This window comes from Mycobacterium sp., from assembly GCF_039583785.1.
Classification (GTDB): Bacteria; Actinomycetota; Actinomycetes; order Mycobacteriales; family Mycobacteriaceae; genus Mycobacterium.
Genome location: NZ_JAVKSG010000002.1, coordinates 160705 through 182982, shown reverse-complemented (window position 1 = coordinate 182982; position 22278 = coordinate 160705). Strand labels below are relative to the sequence as shown.

At 65.8% G+C, this 22278-nt stretch carries 19 protein-coding genes; 16 read left to right on the top strand and 3 right to left on the bottom strand.

All coding sequences use genetic code 11. The features are described 5' to 3' along the window. Position 1 precedes the first annotated feature (1 nt). The 3 genes from ABDV69_RS02485 to rplL all read left to right on the top strand — a co-directional run bounded on the left by ABDV69_RS02485 (position 2) and on the right by rplL (position 2236). Positions 2–904 (top strand): ROK family protein, encoded by a 903-nt coding sequence (locus ABDV69_RS02485; protein WP_343571756.1) that lies wholly within the window; start codon positions 2–4, stop codon positions 902–904. A gap of 319 nt (positions 905–1223) precedes the next feature. Beyond that, positions 1224–1814 (top strand): 50S ribosomal protein L10, encoded by a 591-nt coding sequence (gene rplJ / locus ABDV69_RS02480; RefSeq protein ID WP_343571755.1) that lies wholly within the window; start codon positions 1224–1226, stop codon positions 1812–1814. A gap of 29 nt (positions 1815–1843) precedes the next feature. Beyond that, complete coding sequence (rplL, locus tag ABDV69_RS02475) at positions 1844–2236, top strand: 50S ribosomal protein L7/L12 (RefSeq protein ID WP_343571754.1); 393 nt, start codon at positions 1844–1846, stop codon at positions 2234–2236. Positions 2237–2289: 53 nt separating this feature from the next. Here the strand turns inward: rplL and ABDV69_RS02470 are convergent, their stop codons facing one another. Further along, positions 2290–2970, bottom strand: coding sequence for a TetR/AcrR family transcriptional regulator (locus ABDV69_RS02470; RefSeq protein WP_343571753.1), 681 nt, complete (start codon positions 2968–2970; stop codon positions 2290–2292). A 78-nt stretch (positions 2971–3048) separates the two neighbouring features. Here ABDV69_RS02470 and ABDV69_RS02465 point away from each other — a divergent pair, with 78 nt between their 5' ends. From ABDV69_RS02465 to ABDV69_RS02420, 10 genes are all read left to right on the top strand, one after another. Next, positions 3049–4563, top strand: a complete 1515-nt coding sequence (locus ABDV69_RS02465; RefSeq protein ID WP_343571752.1) for a carotenoid oxygenase family protein — start codon at positions 3049–3051, stop codon at positions 4561–4563. Between the two features lie 88 nt (positions 4564–4651). After that, on the top strand, positions 4652–5695 hold the full coding sequence (locus ABDV69_RS02460; RefSeq protein ID WP_343571751.1) for an ABC transporter ATP-binding protein: 1044 nt from the start codon (positions 4652–4654) through the stop codon (positions 5693–5695). Between the two features lie 397 nt (positions 5696–6092). Then, on the top strand, positions 6093–9617 hold the full coding sequence (locus tag ABDV69_RS02455; protein ID WP_343571750.1) for a DNA-directed RNA polymerase subunit beta: 3525 nt from the start codon (positions 6093–6095) through the stop codon (positions 9615–9617). A gap of 36 nt (positions 9618–9653) precedes the next feature. Next, positions 9654–13604: a DNA-directed RNA polymerase subunit beta' gene (locus ABDV69_RS02450; RefSeq protein ID WP_343571749.1), complete on the top strand. Its 3951-nt coding sequence runs from the start codon at positions 9654–9656 to the stop codon at positions 13602–13604. A gap of 142 nt (positions 13605–13746) precedes the next feature. Further along, positions 13747–14505, top strand: coding sequence for a deoxyribonuclease IV (locus ABDV69_RS02445; RefSeq protein WP_343571748.1), 759 nt, complete (start codon positions 13747–13749; stop codon positions 14503–14505). A gap of 1 nt (position 14506) precedes the next feature. Further along, positions 14507–15352, top strand: coding sequence for a PHB depolymerase family esterase (locus tag ABDV69_RS02440; protein ID WP_343571747.1), 846 nt, complete (start codon positions 14507–14509; stop codon positions 15350–15352). 47 nt (positions 15353–15399) lie between these two features. Continuing rightward, positions 15400–17028, top strand: coding sequence for an acyl-CoA dehydrogenase family protein (locus ABDV69_RS02435; RefSeq protein ID WP_343571746.1), 1629 nt, complete (start codon positions 15400–15402; stop codon positions 17026–17028). Further along, positions 17025–17963: a crotonase/enoyl-CoA hydratase family protein gene (locus ABDV69_RS02430; RefSeq protein ID WP_343571745.1), complete on the top strand. Its 939-nt coding sequence runs from the start codon at positions 17025–17027 to the stop codon at positions 17961–17963. Before ABDV69_RS02435 ends, ABDV69_RS02430 begins: the two co-directional genes overlap by 4 nt. A gap of 16 nt (positions 17964–17979) precedes the next feature. Then, positions 17980–18702, top strand: a complete 723-nt coding sequence (locus ABDV69_RS02425; protein WP_343571817.1) for a PaaX family transcriptional regulator C-terminal domain-containing protein — start codon at positions 17980–17982, stop codon at positions 18700–18702. Further along, positions 18699–19469: a crotonase/enoyl-CoA hydratase family protein gene (locus ABDV69_RS02420; RefSeq protein WP_343571744.1), complete on the top strand. Its 771-nt coding sequence runs from the start codon at positions 18699–18701 to the stop codon at positions 19467–19469. The genes ABDV69_RS02425 and ABDV69_RS02420 overlap by 4 nt, the downstream gene beginning before the upstream one ends. A gap of 10 nt (positions 19470–19479) precedes the next feature. Here the strand turns inward: ABDV69_RS02420 and ABDV69_RS02415 are convergent, their stop codons facing one another. Together ABDV69_RS02415 and ABDV69_RS02410 are read right to left on the bottom strand one after the other, a co-directional pair. Beyond that, positions 19480–19920 carry a DUF3060 domain-containing protein gene (locus tag ABDV69_RS02415; protein ID WP_343571743.1) on the bottom strand — a complete coding sequence of 147 codons (441 nt, stop codon included), beginning with the start codon at positions 19918–19920 and terminating at the stop codon, positions 19480–19482. 4 nt (positions 19921–19924) lie between these two features. Continuing rightward, positions 19925–20302 (bottom strand): DUF3060 domain-containing protein, encoded by a 378-nt coding sequence (locus ABDV69_RS02410; protein WP_343571742.1) that lies wholly within the window; start codon positions 20300–20302, stop codon positions 19925–19927. 135 nt (positions 20303–20437) lie between these two features. Between ABDV69_RS02410 and ABDV69_RS02405 the strand changes: the two genes are divergently transcribed. The 3 genes from ABDV69_RS02405 (at position 20438) to rpsG (ending at position 22229) form a co-directional block, all read left to right on the top strand. Next, on the top strand, positions 20438–21085 hold the full coding sequence (locus ABDV69_RS02405) for a TetR/AcrR family transcriptional regulator (RefSeq protein ID WP_343571741.1): 648 nt from the start codon (positions 20438–20440) through the stop codon (positions 21083–21085). Positions 21086–21384: 299 nt separating this feature from the next. Beyond that, complete coding sequence (gene rpsL, locus ABDV69_RS02400; RefSeq protein ID WP_343571740.1) at positions 21385–21759, top strand: 30S ribosomal protein S12; 375 nt, start codon at positions 21385–21387, stop codon at positions 21757–21759. Beyond that, on the top strand, positions 21759–22229 hold the full coding sequence (gene rpsG, locus ABDV69_RS02395) for a 30S ribosomal protein S7 (protein ID WP_343571739.1): 471 nt from the start codon (positions 21759–21761) through the stop codon (positions 22227–22229). The genes rpsL and rpsG overlap by 1 nt, the downstream gene beginning before the upstream one ends. The last annotated feature ends 49 nt before the right edge of the window (positions 22230–22278 follow it).

Genomic DNA, 22278 nt, shown 5'->3' with positions numbered 1-22278 from the left:
GGTGCTGACCCTGGCCCTCGATATCGGCGGCACCAAGATCGCCGTCGGGCTGGTCGACCCGGCCGGCGAATTGGTGCACACGTTCGTTGAGCCCACTCCCAAAAGCCCTGATGCAGAACATGTCTGGGATGCGCTTGATCGGATGATCGCCGAGGCGGCCAAGACTGCCAGGGGAGCGATCCGGGCGGTCGGCATTGGATGCGCCGGCCCCGTCGACGCCGTCGCGGGCACCGTCACCCCGATCAATATCGGTTCTTGGCAAGGGTTTCCATTGCGCGACCGAGTCGCGGCCGCGGTGCCCGGCGTGCCGGTCCAACTGGCCGGAGACGGTGTGTGCATGGCCCTCGGTGAGCATTGGCGGGGTGCCGGCGGTGGTGCCCGCTTCATGCTCGGCATGGTGATCTCGACCGGTGTGGGTGGTGGGCTGGTGCTCGACGGCAAGCCGTATCACGGACGGACCGGCAACGCGGGTCACGTCGGCCACGTCGTCGTCGAGCCCGACGGGCAACTCTGCACGTGCGGCGGCCGCGGCTGCGTCGAGACCGTCGCAGCCGGGCCGTGGATGACGCGGTGGGCGCTGGCCAACGGCTGGGACGGGCCGCCGGGCGCCGACGCCGTGGCGCTGGCCGACGCGGCCGAGGCCGGTCAGCCGGTGGCGCTGAAGGCGTTTTACCGGGGCGCGACGGCGGTGGCCGCGATGATCGCCTCGGTCGGCGCCATATGCGACCTCGACCTCGTCGTCATCGGCGGGGGAGTGGCTCGAGCCGGTCCGTTGCTGTTCGATCCGCTCCGGGCAGCTTTGGCCGACTACGCGGGGCTGAAATTTATCCGCGGCATGCGGGTGGTGCCGGCCGTTCTCGGCGGCGACGCCGGATTGATCGGGGCCGCGGCACTGGTCACATAAGTCACATGAGTCACATGAGTCACCGACCCCCACCCCCGAGCTGTGACTGCTGTGACTCGTCGTTTTGGCTGATCGGGACGGTGCACTGTATGGTGAGCGGCGATCCACCGAAGACCGTAGGTCACCGAGCAATCGGGTGAAGGTCCGGGCTCGCACAAAAGTGTATGGGCCCGGCGGCCCACGCAGGAGGACGAGGCAGATCTCCGTTGGCCCGAGCCGACGGGAACTTCACGCCCCGACCGCATCCTGCGTCGGGGCGTTCGTCGTTTCCGGGCGCAGCGGGTCGTCGCACGACGACCCAGAACTCAAGGAGGAATGCATGGCACAGGCTGGAAAGGCCACCGCCGTTGCAGACATCGCTGAGCAGTTCAAGAGCTCAACAGCGACCGTGATCACCGACTATCGCGGTTTGACGGTCGCCAACATGGCCGAGTTGCGCCGCTCGCTGGCTGGTTCCGCGACCTACTCGGTCGCCAAGAACACGCTGATCAAGCGCGCTGCGTCGGAAGCGGGCGTGGAAGGCCTCGACGAGCTGTTCGTCGGGCCGACCGCGATCGCGTTTGTCAGCGGTGAGGCCGTCGACGCCGCCAAGGCGATCAAGAAATTCGCCAAGGACCACAAGGCGCTGGTCATCAAGGGCGGCTATATGGACGGCCGCGCGCTGACCGTGGCCGAAGTCGAGCGCATCGCCGACCTGGAGTCGCGCGAGGTCCTGCTGGCCAAGCTGGCCGGAGCGATGAAGGCCAACCTGTCCAAGGCGGCCGGGCTGTTCAACGCGCCCGCCTCGCAGATGGCCAGGCTCGCGTTCGCACTGCAAGAAAAGCGAGCCTCAGAAGAGCCGGCGGCCCCGGCCGAAGCGCCGGCTGCAGAAGCTGAGCCAACCGAAACACCCGCCGAAACCACCGAATAACCCCGTAACACCCAGGAAGGACCCACACCATGTCCAAGCTCTCCACTGACGAACTGCTCGACGCCTTCAAGGAACTCACCCTGCTGGAGCTCTCGGAGTTCGTGAAGAAGTTCGAAGAGACCTTCGAGGTCACCGCGGCCGCCCCGGTCGCAGTGGCGGCCGCCGGCCCCGCCGCCGGTGGCGCGCCCGCCGAGGCCGCCGAGGAGCAGTCGGAGTTCGACGTCATCCTCGAGTCCGCCGGTGACAAGAAGATCGGCGTCATCAAGGTCGTGCGTGAGATCGTCTCGGGTCTGGGCCTCAAAGAGGCCAAGGACCTCGTCGACGGCGCGCCGAAAGCAGTTCTGGAGAAGGCCCCCAAGGAGGCCGCCGACGAGGCCAAGAGCAAGCTCGAGGCCGCCGGCGCCACCGTCACCGTCAAGTAGTCGACTACAGCGAAAACCCCCGGAGCCGAACTGGTTCCGGGGGTTTCGTGTAGCTAGCGCTGGACCGACGCCAGTTGCGACTTGCGCACCAACTCCGGTGAATCACCCAGCGCAACCAGCAAGTTCGTTGTCAATGCGGCCAGCACCGGTCCGATGGCACTGCCCTGCGCGCCGTAGGAACCGGCCAGCTCGAGCATGACGAAGCCGTGAATCGCCGCCCAGAACTGCGCGGCGGTGGCCACCACGGCGGCGTCGTCGTCGGGCGAGCCGTCGACGCGCCCGGCCTGCATGGCGCGGTGCACGCCCCGCACGACGTGGGCGAAGCTGGGGTGGTGGTCGTTGATCTCGGCCAGGGTCAGCGTGAGGACGTTGTGCGCCGGCGCGTTGATGCCGTGCGCGCTGGTGCTGCCGAACATCAGTCGATACATGTGTGGCCGCTCGATCGCGTAGCGCCGGTAGGCGATTCCGGTAGCCATCAGATCGGCGACCGGGTCCGACGTCGACGGCATCGTCATCGCGACATCGAACTGACGTAGACCCTCCTCGGCAATTGCGGCGATCAGCCCGGGCATGCCGCCGAAGTAGGTGTACACCGCCATGGTCGACGTCCCGGCGGCGCTGGCGATCTTGCGAGTCTGCAATCCGTCTGGGCCGTCCTGATTGAGGATGTCGACGGCAACGCGCAGCAACTCGTCGCGCACGTTGCGTTTGGGCCTCGGGGTCTCGGGGGGCATCGATAGACATCTTGACACACCACCCGGCGAACTGTTATAACGATGACATATCAATGTTATAGCAGCTGGGAGGCTTGCGTGGACAACGCCGTCAGTGCACCACCGGCGAATCCGTACCTCGACGACTTCCTGGCCCCGGTCAGCGACGAGGTGACCGCCACTGACCTCCCGGTTACCGGCGACATCCCCGACTTCCTGGCTGGCCGCTACCTGCGCAACGGGCCCAACCCGGTTGCCGACGTCGACCCGGCCACTTATCACTGGTTCACCGGCGACGGCATGGTTCACGGTGTGTCGCTGCGGGGCGGCAAGGCCGGCTGGTACCGCAACCGCTGGGTGAGAAGCGCCGCTGTGCGCAACGTGCTGGGGGAGTCGGGCGCGGGCCCGCGCAATCTCAAGGCCGGCATGCAGTCCCTGGGCGCCAACACCAACGTGCTGGCCCATGCCGGCAAGACGCTGGCGCTGGTCGAAGGTGGCGTGGCCAACTACGAACTCACCGACGAACTCGACACCGTCGGCCCGTGCGACTTCGGCGGGACCCTGACGGGCGGCTACGCCGCGCACCCGCATCGCGACCCGCGTACCGGGGAACTGCACGCGGTGTCCTACTCCTTCGCCCGCGGCAAGTCCGTGCAGTACTCCGTCATCGACAGAGCCGGTCATGCCCGTCGCACAGTCGACATCGAAGTCTCGGGGTCGCCGATGATGCACGACTTCTCGTTGACCGACAAGTATGTAGTGCTCTACGACCTGCCGGTGACGCTCGACCCGATGCAGCTGCTGCCGAGGAAGATGCCGCGGTGGTTGCGGCGCCCGGCTCGGATCGTGGCCGAAGCCGTCGTCGGACAGGTGCCGGTGCCGGGGCCGATCGTGGCGATGTTCAACCGCAACGAGACCTCGGCGTATCAGCTGCCTTACGCCTGGAACCCGAAATACCCGGCGCGCATCGGCGTGATGCCGCGAGAGGGCACCAACAAAGACGTCCGGTGGTTCGAGATCGAACCTTGCTACGTCTACCACCCGCTGAACGCCTTCTCGGAAGTTCGCAACGGCCACGAGATGCTGGTCCTCGATGTGGTGCGCTACGCGCGGATGTTCGACCGCGACCGTCGCGGGCCCGGCGACACCAGGCCCACGCTGGACCGCTGGGTGGTCAACCTGGCCACCGGATCGGTGAGCAGCGAACGTCTCGACGACCGCTCGCAGGAATTCCCCCGCATCAACGAAACACTGCTGGGCAGCAGGCATCGCTTCGGTTACACCGTCGGAATCGACGGCGGCTTCGTGGACTCGGGCAGATCGAAAATGCTGTCGGCGCTCTACAAGCATGACTTTGCCACTGGATCGAGCATGGTCGCTCCGCTCGACCCCGAGGTGCTGATCGGCGAGATGTCGTTCATCCCGCGCCCCGGCGCCGACTCGGCCAGCTCGTCTGAAGACGACGGAATCCTGATCGGTTACGGGTATCACCGCGGACGTGACGAAGGTCAACTACTGCTGCTCGATGCGCAAACCTGCGAATCGGTGGCGACGGTCCACTTACCGCAGCGCGTGCCCATGGGATTTCACGGAAACTGGGCACCCCAGGACTGAGCAAAACTGACCCCCCTGTGCGCTACAGTGACTCAAGCCACAAGCCGGGCTTGGGGTGAGATCAGCACTAGCAGTGGGAGGATTTCGCGTGGGCATCGGTATCTCGGTTGAGGGGCTGACCAAGTCTTTCGGGTCCCAGCGGATCTGGGAAGACGTCACGTTGGACATCCCGCAGGGCGAGGTCAGCGTGCTGCTGGGCCCGTCCGGTACGGGTAAGTCCGTCTTTTTGAAGTCGCTGATCGGCCTGCTGCGTCCCGAGCGCGGCTCGATCCTGGTCGACGGCACCGACATCATCGAGTGTTCGGCCAAGGAGCTCTACGACATCCGCACCCTGTTCGGGGTGATGTTCCAGGATGGCGCGCTGTTCGGGTCGATGAACATTTTTGACAACACCGCATTCCCGCTGCGTGAGCACACCAAGAAGAAGGAATCCGAGATCCGTGACGTGGTCATGGAAAAGCTCGACATGGTGGGTCTGGGCGGGGATGAGAAGAAGTTTCCCGGTGAGATCTCCGGTGGTATGCGCAAGCGTGCCGGCCTGGCTCGCTCGCTGGTGCTGGACCCGCAGATCATTCTGTGCGACGAGCCGGACTCCGGCCTGGACCCGGTCCGTACCGCGTATCTGTCGCAGTTGCTGATCGACATCAACGCCCAGATCGACTGCACGATCCTGATCGTGACGCACAACATCAACATCGCCCGCACGGTGCCCGACAACATGGGCATGTTGTTCCGCCGCAAGCTGGTCATGTTCGGCCCGCGTGAGGTGCTGCTGACCAGTGATGAGCCGGTCGTCAAGCAGTTCCTCAACGGTCGCCGTATCGGCCCGATCGGTATGAGCGAGGAAAAGGACGAGGCCACCATGGCCGAGGAGCAGGCCCACATCGAAGCCGGCCACCATGATGGTGGCACCGATGAGATTACCGGCGTGCCCGCCCAGATCACCTGCACCCCGGGTATGCCCGAGCGCAAGGGCGCCGCCCGCCGGCAGGCCCGGGTCCGGGAGAACCTGCACCTGCTACCCAAAGACGCCCAACAGGCCATCCTCGAATCCTTCGAGAACGACAAGCAGCCCGCCCCCGGGTACGAAGACCCCGACACCGCCTCGATCCCGACGCGGCGCGGGCTCTGACCCGCGACCCCTTGCCGACCATCACGGAAGGAGTTTGTTCCACACACAAGGCGCGTCACCTCTTGACGGCAGCCTCCGGAGGGGTCACTCTGTTGGGCAGTATGAATGCACGGGAAAGTAGAGCCGCCAGCCAGCGCCGATACACCCGCGCACGGTAGTTGAGGAATGCGCCGTCCTGCGCTATTGTTGGACGTTGCGCTGGCTGCCTCCTGCCCATCTCACACTCGCCACTCGACACCGTGGTCCTAGCTTGAGCTATCGCTGATTCAAGCGAACTAGCTACGTGCGTGAGATTCGGTCAGATCGTCCGCCAGCCGAACCGACAAAATTACAGCGGCGAACGGCTCCGGTGATCTTCCGGATCTCTCGTCGCGTGAGGTGCTGGAAGGAATGCATCTTGGCAGTCTCGCGCCAGAGCAAGAAAAATCCACCAAATTCTCTAAGTTCTGCCTCTTCAAACAGTTCCGTACCCGGTGCCCCTGATCGTGTCTCGTTCGCCAAGTTGCGCGAACCTCTCGAGGTTCCGGGCTTGCTGGACGTGCAGACCGACTCGTTCGAGTGGCTGATCGGCAAGGACAGCTGGCGCGAGCGCGCGGTGGAGCGCGGCGAGGTCGACCCCAAGGGCGGTCTCGAAGAGGTACTCGAAGAGTTGTCGCCAATCGAGGACTTCTCGGGTTCGATGTCGCTGTCGTTCTCGGACCCACGATTCGACGAGGTCAAGGCACCTGTCGATGAGTGCAAAGACAAGGACATGACCTACGCTGCCCCGCTGTTCGTCACCGCGGAGTTCATCAACAACAACACCGGCGAGATCAAGAGCCAGACGGTGTTCATGGGTGACTTCCCGATGATGACCGAGAAGGGCACGTTCATCATCAACGGCACCGAGCGTGTGGTGGTCAGCCAGCTGGTCCGCTCGCCCGGCGTGTACTTCGACGACACCATCGACAAGTCCACCGAGAAGGTGCTGCACAGCGTCAAGGTGATCCCGAGCCGCGGCGCGTGGCTGGAGTTCGACATCGACAAGCGCGACACCGTCGGTGTGCGCATCGACCGCAAGCGTCGCCAGGCCGTGACCGTGCTACTCAAGGCGCTGGGCTGGAGCAACGAGCAGATCCGCGAGCGCTTCGGGTTCTCCGAGATCATGATGCAGACCCTCGAGCGCGACCCCACCGCGAACCCCGACGAGGCGCTGCTGGAGATCTACCGTCGGCTGCGTCCGGGCGAGCCGCCGACCAAGGAGTCCGCGCAGACCCTGTTGGAGAACCTGTTCTTCAAGGAGAAGCGCTACGACCTGGCCCGCGTTGGTCGCTACAAGGTCAACAAGAAGCTGGGCCTGACCACGGTCGAGACCATCAACCCCCGCAAGACCACGTTGACCGAGGAAGACGTCGTCGCGACCGTCGAGTACCTGGTGCGCCTACACGAAGCGGCTCAAGGTGGCCAGGCCCCGTTCATGACCGTCCCGGGTGGCGTCGAGGTCCCGGTGGAGACCGACGACATCGACCACTTCGGCAACCGTCGTCTGCGCACAGTGGGTGAGCTGATCCAGAACCAGATCCGGGTCGGCATGTCCCGGATGGAGCGCGTGGTCCGCGAGCGGATGACGACTCAGGACGTCGAGGCGATCACGCCGCAGACGCTGATCAACATCCGCCCGGTGGTCGCCGCGATCAAGGAGTTCTTCGGCACCAGCCAGCTCTCGCAGTTCATGGACCAGAACAACCCGCTGTCGGGTCTGACCCACAAGCGTCGCCTGTCGGCGCTGGGCCCGGGTGGTCTGTCCCGCGAGCGCGCGGGCCTGGAAGTTCGTGACGTGCACCCCAGCCACTACGGCCGGATGTGCCCGATCGAGACTCCGGAAGGCCCGAACATCGGCCTGATCGGGTCGCTGTCGGTGTACGCGCGGGTCAACCCGTTCGGTTTCATCGAGACGCCCTACCGCAAGGTGGTCGACGGCGTGGTCACCGACGAGATCGGATACCTGACCGCCGACGAGGAAGACCGCCACGTCGTCGCGCAGGCCAACTCGCCTCTCGACGATGCGGGCCACTTCGCCGAGGACCGCGTGCTGGTCCGCCGTAAGGGCGGCGAGGTCGAGTACGTGTCGTCGGCCGAGGTCGACTACATGGACGTCTCGCCGCGGCAGATGGTCTCGGTGGCCACCGCGATGATTCCGTTCCTCGAGCACGACGACGCCAACCGTGCCCTGATGGGTGCCAACATGCAGCGTCAGGCGGTTCCGCTGGTGCGCAGCGAGGCGCCGCTGGTGGGTACCGGCATGGAGTTGCGCGCCGCGATCGACGCCGGCGACGTCGTCGTCGCCGACAAGGCCGGTGTGATCGAGGAGGTGTCCGCCGACTACGTCACCGTGATGGCCGACGACGGCACCCGGCACACCTACCGGATGCGCAAGTTCGCCCGGTCCAATCACGGCACCTGCGCCAACCAGCGTCCGATCGTGGACAGTGGCGAGCGGGTCGAGGCCGGCCAGGTCATCGCCGACGGGCCGTGCACCGACAACGGTGAGATGGCGCTCGGCAAGAATCTGCTGGTCGCGATCATGCCGTGGGAAGGCCACAACTACGAGGACGCGATCATCCTCTCTAACCGGCTGGTCGAAGAAGACGTGTTGACGTCGATTCACATCGAGGAGCACGAGATCGACGCCCGCGACACCAAGCTGGGTGCCGAGGAGATCACCCGGGACATCCCGAACGTCTCGGATGAAGTCCTCGCAGATCTGGATGAGCGCGGCATCGTGCGCATCGGCGCCGAGGTTCGCGACGGCGACATCCTGGTCGGCAAGGTCACCCCGAAGGGGGAGACCGAGCTGACCCCGGAGGAGCGGCTGCTGCGTGCCATCTTCGGCGAGAAGGCCCGCGAGGTCCGGGACACGTCGCTGAAGGTGCCGCACGGTGAGTCCGGCAAGGTGATCGGTATCCGGGTGTTCTCCCGCGAGGACGACGACGAGCTGCCGGCCGGTGTCAACGAACTGGTCCGCGTCTACGTCGCCCAGAAGCGCAAGATCTCCGACGGTGACAAGCTGGCCGGACGGCACGGCAACAAGGGCGTCATCGGCAAGATCCTGGCGCAAGAGGACATGCCGTTCCTGCCGGACGGCACCCCGGTGGACATCATCCTGAACACCCACGGTGTGCCGCGACGGATGAACATCGGCCAGATTCTGGAAACCCACCTCGGGTGGGTGGCCAAGGCCGGCTGGAACATCGAGGGTTCCCCCGAGTGGGCGGCCGCCCTGCCCGAGGACCTGCACGCGTCGCAGCCGGGCTCGATCGTCGCCACGCCGGTGTTCGACGGCGCCAAGGAAGCGGAGCTGCAGGGCCTGTTGGCCTCGACGCTGCCCAACCGCGACGGCGACGTGATGGTGAACGCCGACGGCAAGGCGAACCTGTTCGACGGCCGCAGTGGTGAGCCGTTCCCGTACCCGGTGACCGTCGGCTACATGTACATCATGAAGCTGCACCACCTGGTGGACGACAAGATCCACGCCCGGTCCACCGGCCCGTACTCGATGATCACCCAGCAGCCGTTGGGCGGTAAGGCGCAGTTCGGTGGTCAGCGGTTCGGTGAGATGGAGTGCTGGGCCATGCAGGCCTACGGTGCGGCGTACACACTGCAGGAGCTGTTGACCATCAAGTCCGACGACACGGTCGGGCGGGTCAAGGTGTACGAGGCGATCGTCAAGGGCGAGAACATCCCCGAGCCGGGCATCCCCGAGTCGTTCAAGGTGCTGCTCAAGGAGCTGCAGTCGCTGTGCCTCAACGTCGAGGTGCTGTCCAGCGATGGCGCGGCCATCGAGATGCGCGACGGCGACGACGAGGACCTGGAGCGCGCTGCGGCGAACCTGGGAATCAACCTGTCTCGCAACGAATCTGCGTCAGTAGAAGACCTTGCTTAATTTGTTTTCTAGTCCCGAAAGGGGAAAGGAAGTTACGTGTTAGACGTCAACTTCTTCGATGAACTCCGTATTGGCCTGGCCACCGCGGAAGATATTCGCAACTGGTCCTTCGGTGAGGTCAAGAAGCCGGAGACCATCAACTACCGCACGCTGAAGCCGGAGAAGGACGGCCTGTTCTGCGAGAAGATCTTCGGACCCACTCGCGACTGGGAGTGCTACTGCGGCAAGTACAAGCGCGTCCGCTTCAAGGGCATCATCTGTGAGCGCTGTGGCGTCGAGGTGACCCGCGCCAAGGTGCGTCGCGAGCGGATGGGCCACATCGAGCTGGCCGCTCCGGTCACCCACATCTGGTACTTCAAGGGTGTCCCGTCGCGGTTGGGTTATCTGCTCGACCTGGCGCCGAAGGATCTCGAGAAGATCATCTACTTCGCCGCCTACGTGATCACCGCGGTCGATGACGAGATGCGGCACAACGAGCTCTCCACGCTCGAGGCCGAGATGGTGGTCGAGCGCAAGGCCCTCGAGGACCAGCGCGACGGTGACCTCGAGGCGCGTGCGCAGAAGCTGGAAGCCGACCTGGCCGAGTTGGAGGCCGAAGGCGCGAAAGCCGATGCACGGCGCAAGGTTCGCGACGGTGGCGAGCGTGAGATGCGTCAACTCCGCGACCGGGCGCAGCGCGAGCTGGACCGGCTGGAGGAGATCTGGAACACCTTCACCAAACTGGCTCCCAAGCAGCTGATCGTCGACGAGAACCTCTACCGCGAGCTCATCGACCGGTACGGCGAGTACTTCACCGGAGCCATGGGCGCGGAGTCGATCCAGAAGCTGATCGAGACCTTCGACGTCGATGCCGAGGCCGAGATACTGCGTGATGTCATCAAGAACGGCAAGGGGCAGAAGAAGCTTCGCGCCCTGAAGCGGCTCAAGGTGGTTGCCGCCTTCCAGACAAACCGGAACTCGCCGATGGGCATGGTGCTCAACGCCGTCCCGGTGATCCCGCCGGAACTGCGTCCGATGGTGCAGCTCGACGGTGGTCGTTTCGCAACCTCCGACCTCAACGACCTGTACCGCCGGGTGATCAACCGCAACAACCGGCTCAAGAGGTTGATCGACCTCGGCGCGCCCGAGATCATCGTCAACAACGAGAAGCGGATGCTGCAGGAGTCGGTCGACGCGCTGTTCGACAACGGCCGTCGTGGCCGTCCGGTCACCGGGCCGGGTAACCGTCCGCTCAAGTCGCTGTCGGATCTGTTGAAGGGCAAGCAGGGTCGGTTCCGGCAGAACCTGCTCGGTAAGCGTGTCGACTACTCGGGCCGTTCGGTCATCGTGGTCGGCCCGCAGCTCAAGCTGCACCAGTGTGGTCTGCCCAAGCTGATGGCTCTCGAGCTGTTCAAGCCGTTCGTGATGAAGCGACTGGTGGACCTCAACCACGCGCAGAACATCAAGAGCGCCAAGCGGATGGTGGAACGTCAGCGTCCGCAGGTGTGGGATGTCCTCGAAGAGGTCATCGCCGAGCACCCGGTGCTGCTGAACCGTGCACCGACTCTGCACCGCCTCGGCATCCAGGCCTTCGAGCCACAGCTGGTGGAGGGTAAGGCTATTCAGCTGCACCCGTTGGTGTGTGAGGCGTTCAACGCCGACTTCGACGGCGACCAGATGGCTGTGCACCTGCCGCTGAGCGCCGAGGCTCAGGCCGAGGCCCGCATCCTGATGCTGTCTTCCAACAACATCCTGTCGCCGGCCTCGGGTCGCCCGTTGGCCATGCCGCGATTGGACATGGTGACCGGGTTGTACTTCCTGACCACCGAGATCGCCGGCGACCAGGGCGAATACACGCGTGCTGCCAAGGATCGTCCGGAGTCGGGCGTGTATGCCTCGCCGGCCGAAGCCATCATGGCGCTGGACCGTGGTGTGTTGAGCGTGCGCGCCAAGATCAAGATCCGGCTGACCCAGCTGCGTCCGCCCGTCGAGATCGAGACGGAGCGGTTCGGTCACAACGGTTGGCGGCCAGGCGATTCCTGGATTGCCGAGACGACGCTGGGCCGGGTGATCTTCAACGAGCTGTTGCCGCTGGCGTACCCGTTCGTGGACAAGCAGATGCACAAGAAGGTGCAGGCTGCGATCATCAACGACCTGGCCGAGCGCTACCCGATGATCGTGGTCGCGCAGACCGTCGACAAGCTCAAGGACGCCGGTTTCCACTGGGCTACCCGATCGGGTGTCACGGTCTCGATGGCCGACGTGCTGGTGCCGCCGAACAAGGCCGAGATCCTCGACGCTTACGAGAAGGAAGCCGACGGGGTCGAAAAGAAATACCAGCGTGGTGCTTTGAACCGCGAAGAGCGCAACGAGGCTCTGGTGGAGATCTGGAAGGAAGCCACCGACAAGGTGGGTGAGGCCCTGCGCGAGCACTACCCGGCCGACAACCCGATCATCACGATCGTCGACTCGGGCGCGACCGGTAACTTCACCCAGACGCGAACCCTGGCCGGCATGAAGGGTTTGGTGACCAACCCGAAGGGTGAGTTCATCCCGCGGCCGATCAAGTCGTCGTTCCGTGAGGGCCTGACGGTGCTGGAGTACTTCATCAACACCCACGGCGCACGAAAGGGTCTGGCGGACACCGCACTCCGTACCGCTGACTCGGGCTACCTGACCCGTCGTCTGGTCGACGTGAGCCAGGACGTCATCGTTCGCGAGACCGACTGTGGCACCGAGCGCGGCATCCTGGTCGAGCTGGCCGAGCGTGGGCCCGACGGCGCGCTGATCCGTGACCCGCACGTCGAAACCTCGGCCTATGCGCGGACTTTGGGCACCGACGCGACCGACGAGTCGGGCAACGTCATCGTCGCTCGCGGCGAAGACCTGGGTGACCCGCAGATCGAGGCTCTGTTGGCCGCCGGCGTCACGCAGGTCAAGGTCCGCTCCGTGCTGACCTGCACCACCGGCACCGGTGTGTGTGCGACCTGCTACGGCCGCTCGATGGCCACCGGCAAGCTGGTCGATATCGGCGAGGCCGTGGGTATCGTTGCGGCGCAGTCGATTGGTGAGCCCGGCACGCAGCTGACGATGCGTACCTTCCACCAGGGTGGTGTCGGTGAGGACATCACCGGCGGTCTGCCCCGGGTGCAGGAGCTGTTCGAGGCCCGCGTGCCGCGCGGTAAGGCCCCGATCGCCGACGTCACCGGACGGGTTCGTCTGGAGGACAGCGAGCGCTTCTACAAGATCACCATCGTTCCCGACGACGGCGGCGAAGAGGTTGTCTACGAAAAGCTCTCGAAGCGTCAGCGTCTGCGGGTGTTCAAGCACGAGGACGGTTCCGAGCGGCTGCTCGCCGACGGCGACCACGTCGAGGTGGGCCAGCAGCTGCTGGAAGGCTCGGCCGACCCGCACGAGGTGCTGCGGGTGCAGGGCCCCCGCGAGGTGCAGATCCACCTGACCAAGGAGGTCCAGGAGGTCTACCGGGCACAGGGCGTGTCCATCCACGACAAGCACATCGAGGTGATCGTCCGGCAGATGCTGCGCCGGGTGACCATCATCGACTCGGGTTCGACGGAGTTCCTACCTGGTTCGCTGATCGAGCGGGCCAGCTTCGAGGCGGAGAACCGTCGCGTGGTGGCCGAGAGCGGCGAGCCCGCAGCCGGGCGTCCGGTGCTGATGGGTATCACCAAGGCGAGCCTCGCCACCGACTCGTGGCTGTCTGCGGCGTCGTTCCAGGAGACCACCCGCGTGCTGACCGATGCGGCGATCAACTGCCGCAGTGACAAGCTGCAGGGTCTGAAGGAGAACGTGATCATCGGAAAGCTGATCCCGGCCGGCACCGGTATCAACCGGTACCGCAACATCGTGGTGCAGCCGACCGAGGAAGCCCGCGCTGCGGCGTACACGATCTCGTCCTACGAGGATCAGTACTACAGCCCGGACTTCGGCCAGGCGACCGGAGCCGCGGTTCCGCTGGACGACTACGGCTACTCCGACTACCGGTAGTTCGAGCACAGACACTCGACGACGAGAGTGAAGCTAGCGTCACTCTCGTCGTCGAGTGTGCGGCTAGCGTCACTCTCGCGGCCAGAACCCGGGCGTCGGCAGTGTGCACTCCGACGAGCCGCGTGCTCACTAGACTGGCCACGTGCTCATCGGTTCACATATCAGTCCGCAGGATCCGCTGGCCACCGCCGCCGCCGAGAACGCCGACGTCGTGCAGATCTTCCTCGGTAACCCGCAGAGCTGGAAGGCCCCGAAACCACGTGCGGACGCGGCGGAACTCAAGGCCGCGGCACTGCCCATCTACGTGCACGCCCCGTACCTGATCAACGTCGCCGCGGCGAACAACCGGGTGCGGATCCCGTCGCGCAAGATCCTGCAGCAGACCTGCGACGCGGCGGCCGACATCGGTGCCGCCGCGGTCATCGTGCACGGCGGGCACGTCACCGAAGACGACGACCTCGACGAGGGCTTCCGGCGCTGGCGTAAGGCGCTCGACCAATTGGAGGCGAAAGTCCCTGTCTACCTGGAGAATACGGCCGGTGGCGAGTACGCGATGGCCCGCCACTTCGACACCATCGCCCGGTTGTGGGATCACATCGGCGACGCCGGCGCCGGGTTCTGCCTGGACACCTGCCACGCCTGGGCGGCGGGGGAGGGACTCCTCGACGCGGTCGACCGGATCAGGGCCATCACCGGTCGCATCGACCTGGTGCACTGCAACGACTCCAAGGACTCGGCCGGCTCGGGGCGCGACCGGCACGCCAATTTCGGCACCGGGCAGATCGATCCCGAGTTGCTGGTGGCGGTGGTCAAGGCCGCCGATGCGCCGGTGATCTGTGAGACGGCCGAAGAGGGCCGCAAAGACGACATCGCTTTCCTGCGGGAGAAGACGAGCGCCTGACATGCGCCATCAGATCGCGATGCTGTTGGGCGTCGTGCTGGTTCTCGCGGGGTGTTCGGTCCTGCACCCGAAGCCACCGTCGGGCTTTGTCGTCGGCGCCAGCATCCACACCATCAGCGTCGGCGGTCAGGACCGGGTTTACCGGCTACACAAGCCGTCCGGTCTGCCGGCCTCGGCGAGTCTGGTGGTGGTGCTGCACGGCGGCTTCGGTAGCGCCGAGCAAGCCGAAAGAAGCTATGGCTGGGACCAATTGGCCGATTCGGCCAAATTCGTCGCGGTCTACCCCGACGGTGTGAAGCGGGCGTGGAACGTCAACGGCGGCGGCTGCTGCGGCAAACCGGCCCGTGAGCACATCGACGACGTCGCATTCATCAGCGCGGTCGTCGCCGACGTCGCCAAGCACATCGGCACCGACCCCTCGAGGGTGTATGCCACCGGCATGAGCAACGGCGGCATCATGTCGTACACGTTGGCCTGCGACACCACGCTGTTTGCGGCGATCGGCCCGGTGGCCGGCACGCAACTGGACCGGTGCACGTCGCCACATCCCCTCTCGGTGATGGCTGTTCACGGCACCGCCGATCCGGACATTCCCTACGGCGGCGGCCCCGGCCACGGCTTCGCGCACATCAATGGTCCGGCGATGCCGGAGTTGAATGCGTTGTGGCGCAAGGTCGATCAATGCCAGCCGCCCACCCAGACGACCGACGGCCGGGTCACCACCTCGATCGCCGCATGCGCCGACGGACGCGGCGTCGCCCTGGTCACTGTCGCTGACGGCGGACACCACTGGCCCGACTTCGCCACCGCCAAGCTCTGGGAGTTCTTCGCCGCCCACCACCCATGAGTATTACATCTCTTGTGCAGTTGCAGAAAAAATGTAATATTGTGGTCATGTCAGATACCCATGTCGTCAGTAACCAGGTGCCGCCGTTGGCGGAGCACAACCCAGCATCATCTCCGGTGCTCATCGAGGCGCTGATCCGTGAAGGCGGGCAGTGGGGCCTGGACGACGTGACCTTGGTCGGGGCGATCTCCGGCGCCAAGCAGGCCCAGCGCTGGGGCGAGCTGGCCCAGCGCAACCGGCCGATCCTGCGCACCCACGACCGCTACGGCAACCGGATCGACGAGGTCGAATACGATCCGGCCTACCACGAGCTGATGGCTGTGGCGGTCGAGCACGGACTGCATGCGGCGCCCTGGGCCGACGACCGCCGCGGCTCGCACGTGGTGCGCGCGGCCAAGACCAGCGTGTGGACCGCAGAACCCGGCCACATGTGCCCGATCTCGATGACCTACGCGGTCATCCCGGCGCTGCGCTGCAACCCGGAGCTGGCCGCCATCTACGAGCCGCTGCTCACCAGCCGCCAGTACGACCCCGAATTGAAGCTTGCGACAACAAAAGCCGGCATCACCGCCGGTATGTCGATGACCGAGAAGCAGGGTGGCTCCGACGTTCGCGCCGGTAACACCGAGGCCGTCCGCACCGGCGCCGGCACCTACCGGCTGACCGGCCACAAGTGGTTCACCTCGGCCCCGATGTGCGACATCTTCCTGGTGCTCGCCCAGGCGCCGGGTGGGCTGTCCTGCTTCTTGCTGCCCCGCATACTGCCCGACGGCAGCCTCAACCGGATGCGGTTGCAGCGCCTCAAGGACAAGCTCGGCAACAACGCCAACGCGTCCAGCGAGGTCGAGTACGACGGCGCCACCGCCTGGCTGGTCGGCGAGGAAGGCCGCGGCGTGCCGACCATCATCGAGATGGTCAATCTCACCCGCCTGGACTGCACGCTGGGCAGCGCCACCAGCATGCGAACCGGGCTCACTCAAGCCGTGCACCATGCCCAGCATCGCAAGGCGTTTGGCGAATATCTGATCGACCAGCCGCTGATGCGCAACGTGCTGGCCGACCTGGCCGTCGAGGCCGAGGCCGCCACCATGGTCGCGATGCGGATGGCCGGTGCCACCGACAACGCGGTGCGCGGCGACGAAACCGAGGCCCTGCTTCGCCGGATCGGGTTGGCCGCCGCCAAGTACTGGGTGTGCAAGCGCGCGACACCGCATGCCGCCGAAGCCATGGAATGCCTGGGCGGCAACGGATATGTCGAGGAGTCCGGCATGCCGCGGCTGTACCGCGAGGCCCCGCTGATGGGCATCTGGGAAGGCTCGGGCAACGTCAGCGCGTTGGACACGTTGCGTGCCATGGCAACTCGCCCCGAATGCATCGAGGTGCTGTTCGGCGAGCTGGCCAAGAGCGCGGGCCAGGACGCCCGGTTGGATCGCCACGTCGAGCAACTGCGTCCGCAACTGGGCGAGCCGGAGACAATCCAGTACCGGGCCCGCAAGGTCGCCGAGCACATCTGCCTGGCGCTGCAGGGTTCTTTGCTGGTGCGGCACGGGCACCCGGCCGTTGCCGAGGCGTTCCTGGCCACCCGGCTGGAAGGCCAGTGGGGCGGCGCTTTCGGGACCATGCCCACCGGGTTGGATCTCGCGCCGATCATCGAGCGTGCTCTGGTAAAGGGATGACTCACGCGATCCGACCGGTCGACTTCGACAACCTGAAAACGATGACCTATGAGGTCACCGACCGGGTTGCGCGAATTACCTTCAACCGGCCCGAGAAGGGCAACGCGATCATCGCCGACACCCCGCTGGAACTCTCTGCTCTGGTCGAACGCGCTGATCTGGATCCGGGCGTGCACGTCATCCTGGTCTCCGGTCGCGGGGAGGGATTCTGCGCCGGCTTCGACCTGAGCGCCTACGCCGATCGCACCGGCTCGGCGGGCGGCACGGGCGGCTATCACGGCACCGCGCTGGACGGTAAAACCCAGGCGGTCAACCACTTACCGGACCAGCCGTGGGATCCGATGATCGACTACCAGATGATGAGCCGCTTCGTGCGCGGCTTCTCCAGCCTGCTGCACGCCGACAAGCCCACGGTGGCCAAGATCCACGGCTACTGCGTGGCCGGCGGCACCGACATCGCGTTGCACGCCGATCAGGTGATCGCCGCCTCGGACACCAAGATCGGCTATCCGCCGACCCGCGTCTGGGGTGTGCCGGCGGCCGGCATGTGGGCCCACCGGCTGGGCGACCAGCGCGCGAAACGTCTTCTGCTGACCGGGGATTGCATCACCGGCGCGCAAGCCGCCGAATGGGGGCTGGCTGTCGAGGCGCCCGAACCGAAAGACCTCGACGAGCGTACCGAACGCCTGGTGGAGCGGATCGCGGCCGTCCCGGTCAACCAGCTGATGATGGTCAAGCTCGCGCTCAATTCCGCTCTGCTGCAACAGGGTGTGGCCACCAGCAGGATGGTCAGCACGGTGTTCGACGGCGTCGCCCGGCACACACCCGAGGGTCACGCGTTCGTCGCCGACGCGGTCGAGCACGGCTTCCGCGAGGCGGTCAAACACCGCGACGAACCGTTCGGTGACTACGGTCGGCGAGCGTCGCAGGTCTGACCTCATGCCGAAATCACTGGCCCGCATGACAGCTCGGTCGGTGGTGCTGAGCGTGCTGCTCGGCGCCCACCCGGCGTGGGCCAGCGCAGCCGATTTGATCCGGCTCACAGGAGACTTCGACATCAAAGAGGTCACGCTCCGGGTGGCGCTCACACGCATGGTCAGCGCCGGCGACCTGGTTCGTTCCGCCGACGGTTACCGGCTCTCCGATCGGCTGCTGGCCCGCCAGCGCCGACAGGACGATTCGATGCGGCCCCAGCTGAGGCCGTGGCAAGGGAGCTGGACGACATTGATCGTCACCAGCGTCGGGACCGATGCCCGCACCCGGGCAGTCCTGCGGACTACGCTGCACCACAAGCGTTTCGGCGAGCTTCGTGAAGGTGTCTGGATGCGGCCGGACAATCTCGAGCTCGACCTGGACTCTGATGTCCGCGAACGGGTGCGGATCGTGCAGGCCCACGACGAGGACCCCGCCGAGCTGGCCGGCCAATTGTGGGACCTGCCCGCTTGGGCGCACACCGGCCAGCGGCTCCTCGACGACATGGCCGCGGCGACCGACGTGCCCGACCGGTTCGTGACGGCCGCCGGGATGGTGCGCCACCTGCTGACCGATCCGGTGCTGCCCGACGAGTTGCTGCCGTCGACATGGCCGGGCCCGCGACTGCGGGCCGCCTACAACGACTTCGCCGCCGAACTGCTCGCGCGGCGCGACGACATCCGACTAGTGGAGGCGACATGAGCGATCCGGTACGGGTAGACCGACGCGGCCCGGTGACCACCGTCATTCTCAACCGGCCCGAGGCGCGCAATGCCGTCAACGGGCCCACCGCGGCGGCGCTGTTCGAAGCGTTCGAGGAATTCGACCGCGACGACTCCGCATCGGTGGCGGTGCTCTGGGGCGACCGCGGAACCTTCTGCGCTGGAGCCGATTTGAAGGCCTTCGGCACACCGGACGCCAACGCGGTGCACCGGACCGGCCCCGGACCGATGGGTCCGAGTCGAATGGTGCTGTCGAAACCGGTGATCGCCGCGGTCAGCGGCTACGCCGTCGCTGGAGGACTGGAACTCGCGTTGTGGTGCGACCTGCGGGTCGTCGAGGAGGATGCCGTGTTCGGGGTCTTCTGCCGGCGGTGGGGCGTTCCGCTGATCGACGGCGGCACGATCCGACTGCCGCGACTGATCGGGCAGAGTCGCGCGATGGACATGATCCTCACCGGGCGTGCGGTCGACGCGGCCGAAGCGCTGGCGATCGGGCTGGCCAATCGTGTTGTGCCCAAAGGTCAGGCGCGCCAAGCCGCCGAGATGTTGGCTGCCGAATTGGCCGCGCTGCCGCAGCAGTGCCTGCGGTCGGACCGGCTGTCGGCGCTGCATCAGTGGGGTCTGCCCGAATCCGAGGCGCTGGACTATGAATTCGCCAGCATCTCGCGGGTGGCCGCCGAAGCCAACGAAGGCGCCGGGCGTTTCGCCGCCGGCGCGGGACGCCACGGTGGGTCGGCTAAGGCATAGCCGGGCAGGTCTATCCGGCTTTGTTGATGGTGTTGCCGCCGCCCAGGTTCTCGACCTTTGGCTCGCCGGCCTTGTAGGTGATCGCGTTATGGGAGCCGACCACGTTGACGCTCTTGTCGATCTTGTCGACGGTGATCTTGTTGTCGCCGCCGCCGACGCTCACCGTGCCGCAGGTGCCTGTGACCGTCAGCGTGTTGTTGAACCCGCCCACGTTGAGCGACTTGCCGTCGCCGCAGTCGAGAGTGGTTGTGGTGCCGGTCGATACGTAGTTAATCGTGTTGCCGATATCGAACTGGGCGCCGGTGCTGCTGGTCGACGGAGCCGGCGTCGACGACGAGCCGCTCGAGGGAACCGTGCCGTTGGTACCGCTGTGTCCACAGCCGGCCAGCCCGAACGCCGCTACCGCAAACAGTGCGACACCGGTCAGCCGTCGAGAGTTGTGCGCGCGCATACTGCTAACTTCCCACGTGACTGATGCGATTGGTCATGCCGAGTTCGCGACCGCGGTCCCAGACGACCGGGTCGCCGTTCTTGAAGAAGACCGACTCGTTGGACCCGTACACGGTGATGTCGTGAATGACGTTGTCGGCGACGACGGTATGGCCCGAGCCCATCACCGATACCGCCCAGCACGTTCCCAGGGCGTTGACGGTGTTCCTGGTGCCGTCTACCAGCAGCGTGGCGCCGTTACAGTCGACCGTTTCCTCGACGCCCTCGCCGGTGATGTGGGTGTCGCCGTTCTTGGCGTGCCCGCTCGGCGCGCCGGCAGCGGAGGCGAAGGCGATCGCGACGGCGGCGGCCGCCACGGCGCGGCAGGGGGTCGACCATTGCATCGCGGGTTCCTCTCGCCATGGCGCGCGATCTGCTGGGCAAGAGCCTACGTGCTCGCGTCACCGGCAGACTAGAGTTCTTCGTTCCGGGGACCCGTAACTAGATTTCGTGGTCAACGCAACCGAAGGGCGACCGCCATGCCAGCTGAGCCTGAGTCAGCGCCCGGCCGCTCGGGCACCGGGGCGAGGCCCGGAACCCGCGGGGCCAGGCTCAGCCGCGAGGCCATCGTCAACGCCGCGCTCACCTTCCTGGACCGTGAGGGCTGGGACGCCCTGACCATCAACGCGCTGGCGACGCAGCTCGGGACCAAAGGCCCATCGTTGTACAACCATGTCGACAGCCTGGAAGACCTGCGCCGCACGGTGCGGATCCGGGTCATCGACGACATCATCGGGATGCTCAACCGGGTCGGCGAGGGCCGTGCGCGCGATGACGCCGTGTTGGTCATGGCCAGCGCCTACCGCAGCTACGCGCATCACCACCCCGGCCGTTATTCGGCCTTCACCCGGATGCCGCTGGGCGTCGGCGACGATCCCGAGTACACCGCCGCGACCCGGGCTGCCGCGACGCCGGTGATCGCGGTGCTGTCGTCGTACGGTCTCGACCTCGAGCAGGCGTTCTATGCGGCGCTCGAATTCTGGTCGGCCATGCACGGATTCGTGCTGCTGGAGATGACCGGCGTGATGGACGATATCGACACCGATACGGTGTTCTCGGACATGGTCCTGCGACTGGCCGCCGGCATGGAGTTGCGTAGCGGGTCCGGCGCCCGCGACGCCCCCTGACGTCGCGCGGTAGGTTGGACTATCGGAGGTCGACGTCGTCGCTTTGACCTGCCTTGCCAGCGGCGGGTATTGTGAAGGCTCGTGCCTGGCGGTTTTAGGCGCTCCACCTAAGACGCGTACGCCGGGCCAATTCGCATGCCAACTACGCAACGGATTGATTCCGCCGCGGGCGCGTGCGACACACCCGGACGCGGGGGACCGCGAAAGGGCATAACTGAACGACAGAGACTTAGAGCAGCACAGAGACCCTGAACACCAGAATCGAACAGCGACACAAGAACGAAGTAGGAAGCCGGTAGATGCCAACCATTCAGCAGCTGGTCCGCAAGGGTCGCCGTGACAAGGTCGCCAAGGTCAAAACCGCGGCCCTCAAGGGCAGCCCGCAGCGCCGCGGGGTCTGCACCCGCGTGTACACCACGACCCCGAAGAAGCCGAACTCGGCGCTTCGTAAGGTCGCGCGCGTCAAGCTGACTACCGGGATCGAGGTCACCGCCTATATCCCAGGTGAGGGTCACAACCTGCAGGAGCACTCGATGGTGCTGGTCCGCGGCGGTCGGGTGAAGGACCTGCCGGGTGTGCGGTACAAGATCATTCGCGGCTCGCTGGACACCCAGGGTGTCAAGTCCCGCAAGCAGGCTCGCAGCCGTTACGGCGCCAAGAAGGAGAAGAGCTAATGCCGCGCAAGGGGCCCGCGCCTAAGCGCCCGCTCGTCAACGACCCGGTCTACGGGTCGCAGCTGGTCACCCAGTTGGTCAACAAAGTCCTGCTGGACGGGAAGAAATCGCTGGCCGAACGCATTGTCTACGGTGCGCTGGAGCAGGCTCGCGACAAGACCGGCACCGATCCGGTGGTCACGCTCAAACGCGCCATGGATAACGTCAAGCCGGCCCTTGAGGTGCGCAGCCGCCGTGTCGGTGGTGCCACCTACCAGGTGCCGGTCGAGGTTCGTCCGGAGCGCTCGGTGACGCTGGCCCTGCGTTGGCTGGTCAGCTTCTCCAAGCAGCGTCGTGAGAAGACCATGATCGAGCGCCTGGCGAACGAGATCCTGGATGCCAGCAACGGCCTGGGTGCCGCCGTCAAGCGACGCGAGGACACCCACAAGATGGCCGAGGCAAACCGCGCGTTTGCGCACTACCGCTGGTGAGACCCCGGCGCAGTAGCCGGGGCGCTGAGACCGCGAACTAACCGAGTAA

Coding starts and splice junctions, on each gene's coding strand:
- rplJ (WP_343571755.1), top strand. CDS start 1,224: ATGGCACAGGCTGGAAAGGCCACCGCCGTTGCAGACATCGCTGAGCAG.
- rplL (WP_343571754.1), top strand. CDS start 1,844: ATGTCCAAGCTCTCCACTGACGAACTGCTCGACGCCTTCAAGGAACTC.
- ABDV69_RS02470 (WP_343571753.1), bottom strand. CDS start 2,970: ATGCCCCCCGAGACCCCGAGGCCCAAACGCAACGTGCGCGACGAGTTG.
- ABDV69_RS02440 (WP_343571747.1), top strand. CDS start 14,507: ATGCGCCATCAGATCGCGATGCTGTTGGGCGTCGTGCTGGTTCTCGCG.
- ABDV69_RS02435 (WP_343571746.1), top strand. CDS start 15,400: ATGTCAGATACCCATGTCGTCAGTAACCAGGTGCCGCCGTTGGCGGAG.
- ABDV69_RS02430 (WP_343571745.1), top strand. CDS start 17,025: ATGACTCACGCGATCCGACCGGTCGACTTCGACAACCTGAAAACGATG.
- ABDV69_RS02420 (WP_343571744.1), top strand. CDS start 18,699: ATGAGCGATCCGGTACGGGTAGACCGACGCGGCCCGGTGACCACCGTC.
- ABDV69_RS02415 (WP_343571743.1), bottom strand. CDS start 19,920: ATGCGCGCGCACAACTCTCGACGGCTGACCGGTGTCGCACTGTTTGCG.
- ABDV69_RS02410 (WP_343571742.1), bottom strand. CDS start 20,302: ATGCAATGGTCGACCCCCTGCCGCGCCGTGGCGGCCGCCGCCGTCGCG.
- ABDV69_RS02405 (WP_343571741.1), top strand. CDS start 20,438: ATGCCAGCTGAGCCTGAGTCAGCGCCCGGCCGCTCGGGCACCGGGGCG.
- rpsL (WP_343571740.1), top strand. CDS start 21,385: ATGCCAACCATTCAGCAGCTGGTCCGCAAGGGTCGCCGTGACAAGGTC.
- rpsG (WP_343571739.1), top strand. CDS start 21,759: ATGCCGCGCAAGGGGCCCGCGCCTAAGCGCCCGCTCGTCAACGACCCG.